The 13,884-nt window shown below is 32.9% G+C and carries 17 protein-coding genes; 9 read left to right on the forward strand and 8 right to left on the reverse strand.

The window, feature by feature from the left end; genetic code table 11:
- Positions 1-200 precede the first annotated feature (200 nt).
- The 7 genes from endA to gatA all read left to right on the forward strand — a co-directional run bounded on the left by endA (position 201) and on the right by gatA (position 7,987).
- The gene (gene endA / locus METFODRAFT_RS07765; RefSeq protein ID WP_007045031.1) at positions 201-728 is read left to right on the forward strand and encodes a tRNA-intron lyase; all 528 of its coding nucleotides are present in this window, start codon (positions 201-203) and stop codon (positions 726-728) included.
- Positions 729-750: 22 nt separating this feature from the next.
- Positions 751-1,794, forward strand: a complete 1,044-nt coding sequence (gene comC / locus METFODRAFT_RS07770; protein WP_007045032.1) for an L-sulfolactate dehydrogenase — start codon at positions 751-753, stop codon at positions 1,792-1,794.
- Between the two features lie 231 nt (positions 1,795-2,025).
- On the forward strand, positions 2,026-3,240 hold the full coding sequence (locus METFODRAFT_RS07775) for an RNA-guided endonuclease TnpB family protein (RefSeq protein WP_007045033.1): 1,215 nt from the start codon (positions 2,026-2,028) through the stop codon (positions 3,238-3,240).
- Positions 3,241-3,555: 315 nt separating this feature from the next.
- The gene (locus METFODRAFT_RS07780; protein ID WP_007045034.1) at positions 3,556-4,260 is read left to right on the forward strand and encodes an RNA methyltransferase; all 705 of its coding nucleotides are present in this window, start codon (positions 3,556-3,558) and stop codon (positions 4,258-4,260) included.
- A gap of 11 nt (positions 4,261-4,271) precedes the next feature.
- On the forward strand, positions 4,272-4,781 hold the full coding sequence (gene hacB, locus METFODRAFT_RS07785) for a homoaconitase small subunit (RefSeq protein ID WP_007045035.1): 510 nt from the start codon (positions 4,272-4,274) through the stop codon (positions 4,779-4,781).
- Positions 4,782-4,817: 36 nt separating this feature from the next.
- Positions 4,818-6,584, forward strand: coding sequence for a ribosome biogenesis/translation initiation ATPase RLI (locus METFODRAFT_RS07790; protein ID WP_007045036.1), 1,767 nt, complete (start codon positions 4,818-4,820; stop codon positions 6,582-6,584).
- A 104-nt stretch (positions 6,585-6,688) separates the two neighbouring features.
- On the forward strand, positions 6,689-7,987 hold the full coding sequence (gene gatA, locus METFODRAFT_RS07795; RefSeq protein WP_007045037.1) for an Asp-tRNA(Asn)/Glu-tRNA(Gln) amidotransferase subunit GatA: 1,299 nt from the start codon (positions 6,689-6,691) through the stop codon (positions 7,985-7,987).
- A 32-nt stretch (positions 7,988-8,019) separates the two neighbouring features.
- Here the strand turns inward: gatA and METFODRAFT_RS07800 are convergent, their stop codons facing one another.
- The 3 genes from METFODRAFT_RS07800 to tsaA form a co-directional block, all read right to left on the reverse strand.
- Complete coding sequence (locus METFODRAFT_RS07800) at positions 8,020-8,775, reverse strand: ABC transporter ATP-binding protein (RefSeq protein ID WP_007045038.1); 756 nt, start codon at positions 8,773-8,775, stop codon at positions 8,020-8,022.
- A 13-nt stretch (positions 8,776-8,788) separates the two neighbouring features.
- Entirely contained in the window at positions 8,789-9,835 is a 1,047-nt protein-coding gene (locus METFODRAFT_RS07805) for a FecCD family ABC transporter permease (RefSeq protein WP_048115764.1), read from the reverse strand.
- Positions 9,836-9,983: 148 nt separating this feature from the next.
- A complete protein-coding gene (gene tsaA / locus METFODRAFT_RS07810) occupies positions 9,984-10,463 on the reverse strand; it encodes a tRNA (N6-threonylcarbamoyladenosine(37)-N6)-methyltransferase TrmO (protein WP_007045040.1) in 480 nt (159 codons plus the stop codon).
- A 291-nt stretch (positions 10,464-10,754) separates the two neighbouring features.
- Between tsaA and METFODRAFT_RS10910 the strand changes: the two genes are divergently transcribed.
- Positions 10,755-10,937: a hypothetical protein gene (locus tag METFODRAFT_RS10910; protein ID WP_007043586.1), complete on the forward strand. Its 183-nt coding sequence runs from the start codon at positions 10,755-10,757 to the stop codon at positions 10,935-10,937.
- Positions 10,938-10,983: 46 nt separating this feature from the next.
- Complete coding sequence (locus METFODRAFT_RS07815) at positions 10,984-11,187, forward strand: hypothetical protein (RefSeq protein WP_007043585.1); 204 nt, start codon at positions 10,984-10,986, stop codon at positions 11,185-11,187.
- On the opposite strand, the gene METFODRAFT_RS07820 is transcribed toward METFODRAFT_RS07815, so the two are convergent.
- The 5 genes from METFODRAFT_RS07820 to METFODRAFT_RS07835 all read right to left on the reverse strand — a co-directional run bounded on the left by METFODRAFT_RS07820 (position 11,176) and on the right by METFODRAFT_RS07835 (position 13,477).
- On the reverse strand, positions 11,176-11,472 hold the full coding sequence (locus METFODRAFT_RS07820) for a hypothetical protein (RefSeq protein WP_007045042.1): 297 nt from the start codon (positions 11,470-11,472) through the stop codon (positions 11,176-11,178). The genes METFODRAFT_RS07815 and METFODRAFT_RS07820 overlap by 12 nt on opposite strands.
- 34 nt (positions 11,473-11,506) lie before the next feature.
- Entirely contained in the window at positions 11,507-11,644 is a 138-nt protein-coding gene (locus tag METFODRAFT_RS10915; protein WP_007045043.1) for a hypothetical protein, read from the reverse strand.
- A complete protein-coding gene (locus METFODRAFT_RS07825; RefSeq protein WP_141564094.1) occupies positions 11,625-12,374 on the reverse strand; it encodes a hypothetical protein in 750 nt (249 codons plus the stop codon). Before METFODRAFT_RS07825 ends, METFODRAFT_RS10915 begins: the two co-directional genes overlap by 20 nt.
- Positions 12,375-12,435: 61 nt before the next feature.
- Positions 12,436-13,023 carry a hypothetical protein gene (locus tag METFODRAFT_RS07830; protein ID WP_141564095.1) on the reverse strand — a complete coding sequence of 196 codons (588 nt, stop codon included), beginning with the start codon at positions 13,021-13,023 and terminating at the stop codon, positions 12,436-12,438.
- Positions 13,024-13,231: 208 nt separating this feature from the next.
- The gene (locus METFODRAFT_RS07835; RefSeq protein ID WP_007045046.1) at positions 13,232-13,477 is read right to left on the reverse strand and encodes a hypothetical protein; all 246 of its coding nucleotides are present in this window, start codon (positions 13,475-13,477) and stop codon (positions 13,232-13,234) included.
- Between the last annotated feature and the right edge of the window lie 407 nt (positions 13,478-13,884).

Below are 13,884 nucleotides of genomic sequence, written 5' to 3' on the forward strand. Positions count from 1 at the left end.
CTTAGATAACTCCTCCGAACAGTTAAATCCTAAACTATTTATAGAATTAGTGAGTATACTATTAAGTGCTGTTAGCATGGAGGTTTCACCGTTTTTTAACGAGTTATTCAAGCACTACATATTTCTATTTTTTGGTTTTAATTTTAATAGTGTTAAATCACACTATCAGTTTTTTAAATTTTTGCATTTAGAGGGGTATTATGGCAAAAAAGCAGATTGTGGGTATTTTGTCTGATGAGAGAGTAGCGGTTTTTGATAAAAATGGAATTTCAAGATTATGTGCAAGATATTATGGTGAGAAAAATGACAATTTTTTATCATTATCATTAGTGGAGGCATTATACTTAACTTCTCTTGGATGGCTTGTTGTTAAAGATTCTAATGGTAAGTTATTATCTTTTGAGAAACTTTATGAGTATGCGAGAAATATAGAGGAGAGTTTATGCATAAAATATCTTGTCTATAGGGATTTGAGAAATAGGGGCTATACTGTAAAAACTGGCCTGAAATACGGCACAGATTTTAGATTATATGAGAGAGGAGCAGATATTGATAAGGAGCACTCAATCTACCTTGTCAAGGTTTTTTCTGAAGAAAAGCCCTGCAACATTTCAGAACTCACTGGATTTGTTAGAGTTGCGCACTCTGTTAGGAAAAAACTGCTCATTGCCATTGTTGATGCTGACGGAGATGTGGTTTATTATGATATGGGTTTTGTTAGACCTTAACTGAAAAATAAAGAGGGAAAATATGATATTATTACCTGAAAATGAGAGAAAGTTGATTGTTGATGTTTTAACAAAATATGGAGTTAGCAAAGAGGATGCTGAGATTACAGCGGATGTTTTTGTTGACGCTGATTTGAAGGGATTCACATCCCATGGAATTGGTAGGTTTCCTCAGTATATTATAGGACTTGAATGTGGAAATATAAACACAAATCCGAACATAAGAATAGTCAAAGAAACTCCTGCAACTGCCACAATAGATGGGGATTTTGGGCTTGGGCAAGTTGTTGGAAAAAAAGCAATGGAGTTAGCAATTGAAAAGGCGAGAAATGTTGGTCTTGGAAGTGTGGCGACAAGAAATTCAAATCACTTTGGCATTGCTGGATACTATTCAGAGATTGCTATGAAAAAGGGGATGATTGGTATAACAATAACCAATACAGAACCTGCAATGGCACCATTTGGGGGAAAGAATAAGATTTTGGGAACCAATCCAATAGCGATTGCATTTAAAGGAAAAAAATATACATTCTCTCTTGATATGGCAACTGCATCAATAGCAAGGGGTAAAATCGTAGAAATGGCAAGGTTAGGCAAGGATATTCCAGATGGATGTGCAGTTGATAAGGATGGAAACTTAACAACAAATCCACATAAGGCATTAGAAGGGAGTATCCTACCTTTTGGAGGTCCAAAGGGTTATGGTTTAGCATTGGCAGTTGAGGTTCTTGCATCAATTGGTGGAGCGGAGATGGGAACAAAGATAAAAGGAACCGCAAATCCAAAAGATAAGTGTACAAAAGGGGATTTGTTCATAGCAATAAATCCAGATGCATTTTGGGATAAAGATGAGTTTATGGAGAAGATTGATGAACTGATAGATGAGATAAAGAACTCTGAACCTGCAAAAGGATTTAATAAAGTTTTAATTCCTGGAGACATTGAGAGAATGAATATGGAAAAGAGAAAAGATGGTTTTGAGATAGATGAAATTCTATATAAAAGGTTAAAAGAAATTTGTGAGAAAAATGGACTGAATATTAATGATTATGTTAAAGTTGAATAATTTTAATAGGTGGCTTGGGGGTTATCTCGGAGCGAAGCGACGAGAACTTAAAAACCGTTAGGTTTTTATGTCCACGACAGGGGCAGAGGTTTCCATTAGGAAACTGATGACGCCGTTTGAAACTGTTTAATTATTCATAGGCATTCATGAACTTATGTGAGTAAATATCCAAAGAAATCTTTAAATACATGGCATTACAAAACGTAGAATAAAAACAAACAAACGATTGCTATGTCGAATAAAACAAAATCAAAAAATAACCAAGAATTAACTTACCAAGTCGTTCTATCTTACAAAGTTAGTCATAACTATCCACTTAAAACTTTTTTAACCGAATGTAAAGACAAGTTAAACATAAGCATCGACATAATTTGGAATAATATCGAATGGAGCAAAAAAGGTTATCCAAAACTACCAAAATCAAACGAATTCAAAAGAAACTTAAGAAACAAACTCTTGGAAAATTGGGAATATGCATCTCACTACATCGATGGAATTATAAAGACCGCCTATTCCATCCTACAAAGTTGGGCATCGAACTACAAAAGGGACTATAGAACTAAAACAAAACCGATAGTAGAGAGATTATTCGTTAGAGTTAAGACAACTCTAATAAAATACGATAAAGAGAAAGGAGAAATACGGATAACGATAAAACCAAGAAAGGACTACCTAACCTTAAACATAAAAGATGAATGGTTTTTCGATAAGGTTAGGGGCTTGTCCATTGGAGAAATTATTTTAAAAGAAAATGAAGCATTTTTAACCTTCAAAGATAATCTAAACCATTCAGACAAAGAGATAATCGTCGGAGTAGATAGCAATCTAAAGTCCCTCGATTTGTTCCATCCGATAGAAGGGTGGATAAGAGTTGATTTAACCGAACTGCATCGAATTAAGGAGGTCTATGATAAAAAAATCGACTTTCTTAAAAAATTGCTTAAAAAATGTCCTTTAAGGGCTTTAAGAAAGATGAAAAGATTGTTCGAAAGGAGGAAAAATCGAGTTAATGACTTCTTACACAAACTTACAACGCAACTATTTAGATTATTCCCAAATGCGATTTTTGTTTTTGAGGATTTAAATAAGAGAAAGATGTATAAAAACAAATACCACAATAGAAGAATAGACAGAGCGAATTGGAAGGGATTAATTGAAAAAATAAGTTATAAAACGATTGTTATCTTAGTTAATCCTGCCTACACTTCGACAACCTGTCCTGTATGCGGGAGTAAAATGGAGTCCCAAGAAGGACAGGTTGTTTATTGTTCTGAATGTTTAAACTCTTTTAATCGCCAATTGGCTGGCTCTTTTAATATTTTTAAAAGAGGTTTAGGGAGAATTAAAAAGTTAATGGGTGGCTTGGGGGTTATCTCGGAGCGAAGCGACGAGAACTTAAAAACCGTTAGGTTTTTATGTCCACGACAGGGGCAGAGGTTTCTTTAAAGAAACTGATGACGCCCAACCCCGACGTGATTTATAGGGTAGATTATAACGGAAGATATTTAATGAGAGTTAGTTAATACTCACTATTACTCATAAATAATCACGTCGGGGGAACCTCAAGTATAGTTGATTAAATTATGATGGTTAAAAATTTCTTCTTTAATGAGTTTTCTATTTGAGTTATATAATATAAACCACATCCATAAAACAAAGGGTTAAAATTTGGAAATTATAGAACCATCTTGTGGAATTATATAATGCAGAGAAAAACGGCATTTTTATCAATTAATTAAACAATCCTAATTTAGGGATAGTATGATTACTGTCATCTTAGTTAATCCAAAATACAGTGGAAATGTTGGAGCAATTGCAAGGAATATGAAAAATTTTGGAGTTAAGGAATTGAGAATTGTTGGAAATAGTGATATTTTGGATGAAGAGGCATATATAAGGGCAGTCCATGCAAAGGATATCTTAGATAATGCAAAGCTTTACAACAGTTTAGAAGAGGCAATTGGGGATATAGATTTTGTTGTTGCAACATCTGGGGCAATTGGTGGAGATAGGAATTTGAAGAGAGTCCCAATCACCCCAAGAGAACTTGCAAAGAAGAGTTTAGAAATTGAAGGGAAGATAGGAATTGTTTTTGGTAGAGAAGATGATGGTTTAACCAATGAGGAATTGGAGTTATGTGATTTACTTGTTTCTATTCCAACATCTGAGGAATATCCAATAATGAACGTATCCCATGCAGTTTCTGTAATTCTCTATGAACTTTATGTTACAAGGATCGAACATGAAAGAGAAATTCCATATAATGTTAAAATGAGAGTAGCATCAAAATTGGAGAAAGAGATATTAATAAAATTGTTTAATGAATTTGTTGATAACTCAGATATTCCAGATTACAGGAAGGATTTATGCAAAGTCATCTTTAAAAGGATTATAAGTAGAGCATTTATAAGTGGAAAAGAAGCAAATACGTTAATGTGTGTTTTTAGAGAGAGAAAAAAAGATTAAATGGTGAGATTATGAGGATTAGAGGAAAAGCACACATCTTTGGAGATGACGTTGATACCGATGCAATCATTCCAGGACCTTATCTAAGAACTACGGATGTTTATGAACTCGCATCCCACTGCATGGCAGGGATTGATGAAGATTTCCCAAAAAGAGTTAAAGAAGGAGATGTCATTGTTGCTGGAGAGAATTTCGGTTGTGGTTCAAGTAGGGAACAGGCACCAATAGCAATAAAATACTGTGGGATAAGGGCAGTTATTGCTGAGAGTTTTGCAAGAATCTTCTATAGGAATGCAATAAACATTGGACTAATTCCAATAGTTTGTAAAGATATTACCAAATATGTTAAAGAAGGAGATGCTATTGAAGTTGACTTGGAGAATGAGAAGATTATAATAAACGATAAACTAACTCTAAACTGTGAAACACCAAAAGGTATAGAAAGAGAAATCTTAGAATCTGGAGGATTAACCAACTATATCAAAAAACAACAAAATTTAAAAAAGATTGCATCAAATTAAACTTCTATGCTTATTAGTTAATAATGAGGTGATTCAATGTCAAGATTGGCGATTATTGATTATGATAGATGCCAACCAAAAAAATGTGCAATGGAATGTATCAAATACTGTCCTGGCGTGAGGATGGGGGAAGAAACCATTGTAATGGATGAGAGTTTAGGAAAGCCAGTAATATCAGAAGAACTTTGTAGTGGTTGTGGAATCTGCACTAAGAGATGTCCATTTAACGCAATATCCATCATCGGTTTGCCAGAGGAATTGAGTGAGGATAAGATAGTGCATTCTTATGGAAAAAATAGGTTTAGACTCTATGGTTTAGTTGTTCCAAGAGAAGGGGTTGTTGGTATCTTAGGGCCTAACGGTGTTGGTAAATCCACAATTTTGAGGATATTGAGTGGAGAGTTGATACCAAATTTGGGTAAATTGGATGAAGAACCATCTTATGACAAAGTTATAAAGCACTTCTCAGGAACTGAATTGCAGAACTACTTTGAAAAATTAAAAAATAAGGAGATTAAGGTTATTCACAAAGTCCAGTATGTGGATGTTTTACCAAAGGTTGTTAAAGGGAAGGTTATTGATATATTGAAGAGGATTGATGAAAAGGGGAAATTGGATGAGATTATAGAAAAACTTGATTTAAAGAATATTTTGGAGAGGGAATTGAGCCAGTTGAGTGGTGGGGAATTGCAGAGGGTTGCTATTGCCGCTGCATGTTTGAGGAATGGGGATATTTATTACTTTGACGAACCAACATCATGGCTTGATGTTAAGCAGAGATTCAATGCTGCAAGAACAATAAGGGAATTGGATGGGCGTGTTGTTGTTGTAGAGCATGATTTGATTGTTTTGGATTATTTATCTGATTATATACACATTGTCTATGGGGTTCCTTCTGCCTATGGTATTGTTTCCCACCCAAGAGGTGTTAGGGTTGGAATTAATGCATATTTAGATGGGCATTTGAAGGAGGAGAATATAAAGTTTAGAAAAGAGGCGATAAAGTTTGAGAAAAGACCCCCATTGGATGCATCAAATAGACCTTTGTTGTTGAGATATTCAAAAATGTCAAAGGCATTGGATAACTTTAAATTGGAGATTGATGGTGGAGAAATTTATAAAGGGGAAGTTATTGGTATTTTAGGGCCTAATGGTATAGGAAAGACAACATTTGTTAAGTTATTGGCAAAGATCATCGAGCCAGATGAAGGAAATGTTGAGGGAGATATTAAGATATCCTATAAGCCACAATACATAACCCCTGATTATGATGGGACAGTTGAGGAACTTTTATCATCAATAACAAATATAAACTCATCTTACTATAAATCAGAGATAATTAAACCATTGCAATTGGAAAGATTATTGGATATGAATGTTAAAGATTTATCTGGTGGAGAATTACAGAGGGTTGCTATTGCTGCATGTTTAAGTAAGAATGCCGATGTTTATTTAATTGACGAGCCATCTGCATTCTTGGATGTTGAGCAAAGGTTGAGTGTATCTAAGGTGATAAGAAGAATGGCGGATGAAAAAGAGGCAGCAATGTTTGTTGTTGACCATGACATATTATTCCAAGATTACATATCAGATAGATTCATAGTATTTAGCGGAGAACCGGGGAGATTTGGGAAAGGTTCACCACCAATGAATAAGAGAGAAGGAGCAAATATCTTCCTAAAAGAGATGGGAGTGACATTCAGAAGAGACCAAGATACGGGAAGACCAAGGGCAAACAAAGAAGGTAGTCAGAGAGATTTATATCAAAGAGAAATTGGGGAGTACTATTATGTCGATGAATAAATTGCAAGTTTACGATAAATTTTTATGCTTATTTACCTAATAGTTTTTGTATATTTGTTTATTATCATTAAATCACAAGTACAAAATCTTAAAATGGTGATTACATGATTGTTGAGAGAGTTCAAGGGTATTTAGAGAAAATAGAAAAAATGAAGGATATTAATGCATTTATTGATGTCAATAAAGATAGAGTCCTAAAAGAGGCGGAAGAATTGGAAAAAAATGAAAAATTAAAAGATAAGCCGTTATATGGTAAAATCATTGCAATTAAAGCAAATATTAACGTTAAAGGATATACCATATCATGTGCATCAAAAACCCTCGAGAATTATATAGCCCCTTATGATGCAACAGTCATTAAAAAGTTAAAGGCAAACGGAGCCTTAATAATTGGAATGACAAACTTGGATGAATTTGCATGTGGAAGTAGTGGAGAGACATCCTATTTTGGTGCAACAAAAAACCCAAAGGCAGAAGATAGAATCCCAGGAGGAAGTAGTTCTGGAAGTGCTGCTGCAGTATCTGCAGATCTTTGTGATATGGCACTTGGAAGCGATACTGGGGGAAGTATTAGAAACCCTGCCTCACATTGTGGAGTTGTTGGATTTAAACCAAGTTATGGAGTTGTTAGTAGGCAGGGACTTTGTGATTTAGCAATGAGTTTTGACCAAATAGGGCCCATAACAAAGAACGCTGAAGATGCCTTATTATTAACAAACATCATAAAAGGAAAAGACCCAAGTGATTCAACAACAGTAGAAACCCCAAAATTTGAGAAAGAAAGTGTAGAGAACTACAAGGTTGGTGTTGTTAAGGAATTTATGGATGTTGCCGATGATAAGATTAGGGATAAGATAGAGAAAGGCATTGAGGTGTTTAAGGATTTGGGTTGCGAAATAGTTGAGTTAAGTTACAAGTATGTTGATTTAGCATTGCCAACCTACTATTTGATTAATTATGTGGAGTTCTTCTCTGCAACAAGGAAGTATGATGGGAGAAGATATGGTTATAGAATAGAGGAAGTTTGCGGAGAGGAGGTTTTGAGGAGAATATTGATTGGAAAACACATCAGTGAGAAGGAATACAGCGGTAAATACTACAAAAGGGCTTTGCAAGCAAGAAATGTTATGAGAAAAGAGATGATGAAAATCCTCAAAGATGTTGATGTTATTGTTGGGCCAACAGTTCCAAAGTTACCACACAAGTTAGGGGAAAAATTGAGCCCAATGGAAATGTATGCCTACGATGTTTTGACAGTTCCAACAAACATCTGTGGAATCTGTGCTGGAGTTGTGCCATGCGGAGATGTGAATGGAGTTCCAGTTGGATTGCAAATTCAGGCAAAGTCATTTGAAGACCAGAAAGTTTTAAGTGCAATGATTGAGTTTGAGAAGGCATTATAGGTTAATTTTAATTTTAGTCATTAGTATTGAGGTTACCCTATTGGAATTACAATAGGAATTCCCCTAACGTTTTCAATATAGGCATCAACTCCATAAACCGCCTTAATATTCTCTGGATTTATAACTTCTTTCCCTCCTTCAGCGTAAATAACTCCATTTCTTAGCATTATAAATTTATCAGAGTATCTTAAAGATAAATTTAAATCATGCATAACAACAATTGAGGCTATGTTTTGAGATTTTGATATGTTCCTAATAATTCTCATAACCTCCAACTGATTCTTTAAATCCAAGTTGTTTGTTGGCTCATCTAAAAGTAGTATTTGTGGTTCTTGCACTAAAGCCCTTGCTATAATCACTTTCTGCAACTCCCCACCACTCAACTCATTCGTATATCTTAAGGCATAACCCCCTAAATTTAAGAGTTTTAAAACTTTATGGGTTATTTCTATATCTCTATCAGATACTTCCCATTTTATATGTGGCTTTCTTCCTAACAAAACGGCATCAAATACAGTCATATAATTACCTTCTGCTTTCTGTGGGACGTAACCAACCTTTTTTGCTAATTCATATCCATCTAAATTATTTATATCAAAATTGTCAATCAATATCGTTCCTCTCTTTGGTTTTAAAATTTTATTTATGCATTTTAAGAGTGTTGATTTTCCAGCACCATTAACTCCTAAAATAGAGACAACTTCTCCTCTTTTAACTTCAAACTTTATATTATTTAATATCTGCCTACTTTTATATGCAAATTCAACTCCATCTACAGAGAGAATCATTAAATCACCAATTTTATTTTTTATACATCTTTAGCAGTAAATAGAGGAACATCGGAGCCCCTAAGAAAGAAGTTAATATCCCAACTGGCAACACTATCGGAGCAATTATTGTCCTCGCAAATGTATCTGCAATCAGTAACAACACAGACCCAAATAATGCAGAGATTGGAATTAAAAACCTATAATCTCCTCCAATGCAAATCCTAACTATATGTGGGCAGATTAAACCAACAAATCCAATTATTCCCAAAAATGCAACATTTACACTTGTTAATAGTGAGGCAATAAGCATGCCAATCAATCTTGTCCTTTCTGTATTAACTCCCAAGGATTTTGCCGCCTCTTCCCCTGCCTCCAATGCATTGTAATCCCATCTCTTATAAATGAAGTAAATTAACGCAGGAATCATAATTGCAGTCATGATATAGATTTCTGTCCATAAAGGTCTTCCTAAATCACCAAAAGTCCAATAAACCATTGCCGCTAACTGCAAGTCATCTGCAAAGTATTGTATAAGCATGGTTCCAGCTGTAAATAATGAACTCATTGCTACTCCTGCCAAAATCATTGCCTCGGGTGTTAAGCCCCTCAACTTTGCAAGTAGTAAAATTACAACAACTCCAATTAAAGCCCCTAAGAATGCAAAAACTGTTATCATGTATGGGTTGTTTATAAATATCCTTCCAGTACTCTCTGCTCCTCCAAAACCGAGTAATATTATTGCAAGTGCAGCACCAAACATCGCTCCATGAGAAATTCCCATTGTAAATGGACTTGCTAATGGATTTCTTAAAATGCACTGCATAACTGCCCCAGAAACAGCCAAAGACATTCCAGCAATTATTGCGGCGAATATCCTTGGTAATCTTATATTCCAAATAACCAAATTTATATTTCCTGTTTCATAACCCATTAAGACATTGACAACTTGATTAACTGTTAATTTGTAATCTCCGACACATAATGCATAGATTGCACTTAAAAACAGCACTATTAACAAGATGAACCCAAAAGTTATTTTCTTCTTTGTATATGCCTTATACTTTTGTGGAATGTCCATAGTATCACATTTTAAATTCAACTTTTTTAACATTTTATCACCTTTATGCTAAATATTAACTAACAATACAATAATATTATTAAATATAAAGTTTTTGGTAAAAATTATTAAGAAATATTATAAAAAATAAAAAAGATAAAACTTAAATTTAAAAACGCTCAACTATCATTTTTCTAAGTTTTTTATAGCTGTGTTTATGTTCATGTTTTTCTTTTAAATGCTTCTCAACCCAATCTGGAAGTTTTATTTCTTCATTAGGCATATCAAACTTAGGGATATATGGTTTGATATCAATTACTGGCGTTCCATCCATTGCATCAATTTTGCTTATTGTTATTTCATTACCATCAATCTTCAAAATCTTTACAACATACAAACCAATAGGATTTGGTCTTGCTGGAAATCGAGTGGCAAATACTCCTAAAACCGGAATATCATCATGATGTGGTTTAATCTTTATTACCCTCCTATCCTCTTCCAAAACCTTATTAAGATAATATATAACAACAATATGACTGTATTTTTCAAGATGCTCCAAACCCTCTTTCAATTTCTCATCTAATATTATTTTTGATGTGTTATTATCAATATTTTTAATGATTCCAATAGAATATACGGTAGTTCCCATCAAATAGATAAATATATAACTATATGATTATAGATTACTACAAAAAAATAGTTGGAGGTAATAACATCGTAGATAAATCTAAAATTCCGAGAATTAAGCGTTTAATAAATCTTATGCGAGCTAAGTTTTACCTAATAGTCGTCAAATACAAATCGCCATACACACGCAGAGAGAAAATATCTCTCTTAGACTTAATAATCTTTTCGGTTCTTTGTATGATATACTTTTCGGGAGTTTATAAGAGGGGTTATGAAATACTAATCGAATATTTAGGACTATTTACAAAAATTAATGTTGATATCCATAAATCCTGCAAATCAGCATGATTTGGACATTCTAAAAGAAAATTTTAGAGGGTTTGTTCGGGAATTTATGAACTGCAGTATAATCGGAGACAAAGGATATATAGATAAGGGCTTCGAAAACTTATTAAGGCAGGGGAAAGTTTATTTCGAAGCGATAAAAAGAAATTAGGCAAACTCTTCGAGTTTGCTACTCGCTTGCTACCGCAAGCGAAAACATGATTAAATCGTTTATAGAGAGAACAAAGTATAAAATATTGAATAAGTTGAGAAAAAGCATTGAGACCAACTTCTCAAAGTTAGTTGCGATGTTTTCTAAGCATATTCACGCTGTAAGCAAGAAAGGGCTGAGTGTTAAGCTCTTACTCTTCACAATCGCTTATAATCTTAAAGTGTTAGATGAAGTTAATTCAATTAAATAAATATTTAAATTTGTGATGGGAATTACGGTTATATAGTAATATTAATATTGATCCAATTACAAACGCTATGTCAAATTTAAAAAGGGTTTTAAGTTGTTTGTTATTAATATTTGCTATTAGAAACCCTGCCAATAAAGCGGTTGGATATAAAATCCAGGTTATTTGTCCAATTAAAAACTGCAATAAATCATCGTGAATCATTAAAGATATTATTATTGACAAAATTCCTAAAACCATACATAAAAATATTGCCAGAAATACTCCAACAAATAATTTTTTTAACATATTTTCACCAAAAATACATAAAGAATAGATAATATTAAGGATGTGGTTGTCCAATTCCTCCTATGTCTTTGATTACATAAGGTCCAATCCTTTCATATCCAACTCCCAATTGTGAAGATGCCCACTGATAGCATCTATAAAAAGATAAATTTTTAACATCTTCCTCTATCATGCCAAACAATATTTTTCTCAATTAAGTTATCAATAACCTTTATTATCTTTTTTAGATGCTCTTCATCCCTAACTCCATTAGCTATGAATATTCCACCTGTGAAGTTCATAGCCTTTAAAGGTATCTCAATAACTGCCCCATCCACTTCAATTATTCCAAACTCCATATTAGGTAGTTTTTCAACAATCTTCATTTTTGACTTGTTTAACATACCTCCAATAAAGTTTCCCATAACAGTGCCTTTTTTAAAATTCTTAGACATTATTATAACATTACTTCCTTTTTTAATACTCTCCATTTCATTTATAAATTCCTCTTTATCTTTAATCCACTCATAAATCCAATTGGGGACTTCTTGATTCTTTGATTCCATGTAATCAATAATTATTTTTAAGGCACTTACTACATATTTAATATCCTCCTTTATTTCTTCAATACACCCCACCACTCTAAAAAATTCATCAACTACATCATTTGGAAGTTTTTCATTTTTAAGCATTAAACTAGTCACTTTAATGAAAAAATTGGCAAATAAACTTGATTCATATTCAGTTTTTCCTTCTAATTCAGGGAGTAATTTCTCAATTTCCATAACTTTTTCTAAATTTCCATTGGAAAATGCTACAAGAGATGCCCAGTCTAAATAATAAACTGCATCATCATAATTTCCTTTTTCTTTTTCTTCCAATGCCTTTTTAATATAAGTGTCTTCATTTTCATTAAGGTTCATTTTATCACCAAAATTAACAATATTTGAAAAAATAGTTAAAAAAATTAAAAATTTTATAATTTTAATTATAGTAACCCACATATAGCTCCTCAGTTGGAATACAATAGCAAGTAACGTATCCAGAACCTCCTTTTAAGTTTCTATCATGCCCATCTCTTAATCTCTTTGAAATATAATTAGTGCTCATCGTTCCTTTTGCTTCTAAGTTATACCAATTGTCCCATGGATTCCATATACTACCCTTTGTTATTGAGAAATCAGCTCCTCCCCAAAATTGTTCCCAATTTGGAATAACTTTATAATGGTAATAATCTTCAAATACTACAACTGCAACTGATTCACCTATTGCACCAGTAAGTGCAGTATCGGTAACTTTTTTATTATTTTTAATAGGCATTAATACTAAATAGTAAAAAGACGGGCATTTTGGCAATGAATAATATAAATCTCGATATGTTATATAATATGTTGTTTTATATTCAAAACCTCGGGGATTGTATGTATTCTCCCCATATTTAACAGTTACAGGTATTTCTACATCCATGTATTTATTTATCTCATTAAGTAAATAATACTCACCACTCATAACAAGACCTGAAAGTATAACTAGTGCAGTTTCACCTACATAAGTTTCTCCTAAATATACCACCACAAGCCCAGCAAATGCAGGAACACAGGCTGTTTTTTGTTTTTCTTTGTTATTATTTCCAATTTTATTTTGATAAATCTGTTTTAACTGTTCTAATTTGTATTTCGGTATTTTATTTTTAATTAATAATTTAATGTCTGATTTAGAGTATTTATTTATTTTATCTTTTTTATCAACAACTATTACCTTTAATGGAACACCATCTACTTCAACATTGTATGATTTTATTCCCTAAATCTGAAGAATGTAATGATGAATTTACAAATGGTTTTAGACTTGTTCTATCATGGAACATAATATTTTCATTTTTATTATTTAACGTTCCAAATGTAGGATTTCCTACATTAACAGCAACTTTTGACAAATCCACTGGTTCAGCAACCAAAGCTCCTACCATAGATAGCATAGCAACTAAGGCAAAAATTTTAAATAGTTCTTTACCCCATAGTTTCATATTGCCACCTTTTTATGGTCGGTTGGTAGCTTCTTAATATTGGCTCCGCCCTATAAAGGGCATCATCGCCAACTATTTTTTTAACATTTCAAAATCTCTTTAGATATATTAAAATTTCTTTACTTTTGTAAAGTTGTATCTATCAATTATTTGATAATTTTATCTTAATCTTTTTACAGTATCTCCGAACATCATACTAACTAATAGAAAACTTAATATTTGGTAATATCGAATAGTTAATATCAAAAATATGGAGGTGAAATCATGAAGGGGATAAAACACACAATAATAAAATCCTTTAACGAATTTAACAGTTTTGTTGGTAAGGCTTTACAAATTACGCCGAGGATTTATCGGGGTTGAAGGTTATTCTAAAGGATTCATCAAAAGCTATAGAAAGCAACACA

The sequence above is a fragment of the Methanotorris formicicus Mc-S-70 genome, assembly GCF_000243455.1.
In the GTDB taxonomy this organism is placed as follows: domain Archaea; phylum AGJL01; class Methanococci; order Methanococcales; family Methanococcaceae; genus Methanotorris; species Methanotorris formicicus.

Excerpts from the sequence above, each read along its gene's own strand:
- endA (WP_007045031.1), top strand. The coding sequence starts at position 201 with ATGGCAAAAAAGCAGATTGTGGGTATTTTGTCTGATGAGAGAGTAGCG.
- comC (WP_007045032.1), top strand. The coding sequence starts at position 751 with ATGATATTATTACCTGAAAATGAGAGAAAGTTGATTGTTGATGTTTTA.
- METFODRAFT_RS07775 (WP_007045033.1), top strand. The coding sequence starts at position 2,026 with ATGTCGAATAAAACAAAATCAAAAAATAACCAAGAATTAACTTACCAA.
- METFODRAFT_RS07780 (WP_007045034.1), top strand. The coding sequence starts at position 3,556 with ATGATTACTGTCATCTTAGTTAATCCAAAATACAGTGGAAATGTTGGA.
- hacB (WP_007045035.1), top strand. The coding sequence starts at position 4,272 with ATGAGGATTAGAGGAAAAGCACACATCTTTGGAGATGACGTTGATACC.
- METFODRAFT_RS07790 (WP_007045036.1), top strand. The coding sequence starts at position 4,818 with ATGTCAAGATTGGCGATTATTGATTATGATAGATGCCAACCAAAAAAA.
- gatA (WP_007045037.1), top strand. The coding sequence starts at position 6,689 with ATGATTGTTGAGAGAGTTCAAGGGTATTTAGAGAAAATAGAAAAAATG.
- METFODRAFT_RS07800 (WP_007045038.1), bottom strand. The coding sequence starts at position 8,775 with ATGATTCTCTCTGTAGATGGAGTTGAATTTGCATATAAAAGTAGGCAG.
- METFODRAFT_RS07805 (WP_048115764.1), bottom strand. The coding sequence starts at position 9,835 with ATGGACATTCCACAAAAGTATAAGGCATATACAAAGAAGAAAATAACT.
- tsaA (WP_007045040.1), bottom strand. The coding sequence starts at position 10,463 with ATGGGAACTACCGTATATTCTATTGGAATCATTAAAAATATTGATAAT.
- METFODRAFT_RS10910 (WP_007043586.1), top strand. The coding sequence starts at position 10,755 with ATGTTGATATCCATAAATCCTGCAAATCAGCATGATTTGGACATTCTA.
- METFODRAFT_RS07815 (WP_007043585.1), top strand. The coding sequence starts at position 10,984 with ATGATTAAATCGTTTATAGAGAGAACAAAGTATAAAATATTGAATAAG.
- METFODRAFT_RS07820 (WP_007045042.1), bottom strand. The coding sequence starts at position 11,472 with ATGTTAAAAAAATTATTTGTTGGAGTATTTCTGGCAATATTTTTATGT.
- METFODRAFT_RS10915 (WP_007045043.1), bottom strand. The coding sequence starts at position 11,644 with ATGATAGAGGAAGATGTTAAAAATTTATCTTTTTATAGATGCTATCAG.
- METFODRAFT_RS07825 (WP_141564094.1), bottom strand. The coding sequence starts at position 12,374 with ATGAACCTTAATGAAAATGAAGACACTTATATTAAAAAGGCATTGGAA.
- METFODRAFT_RS07835 (WP_007045046.1), bottom strand. The coding sequence starts at position 13,477 with ATGAAACTATGGGGTAAAGAACTATTTAAAATTTTTGCCTTAGTTGCT.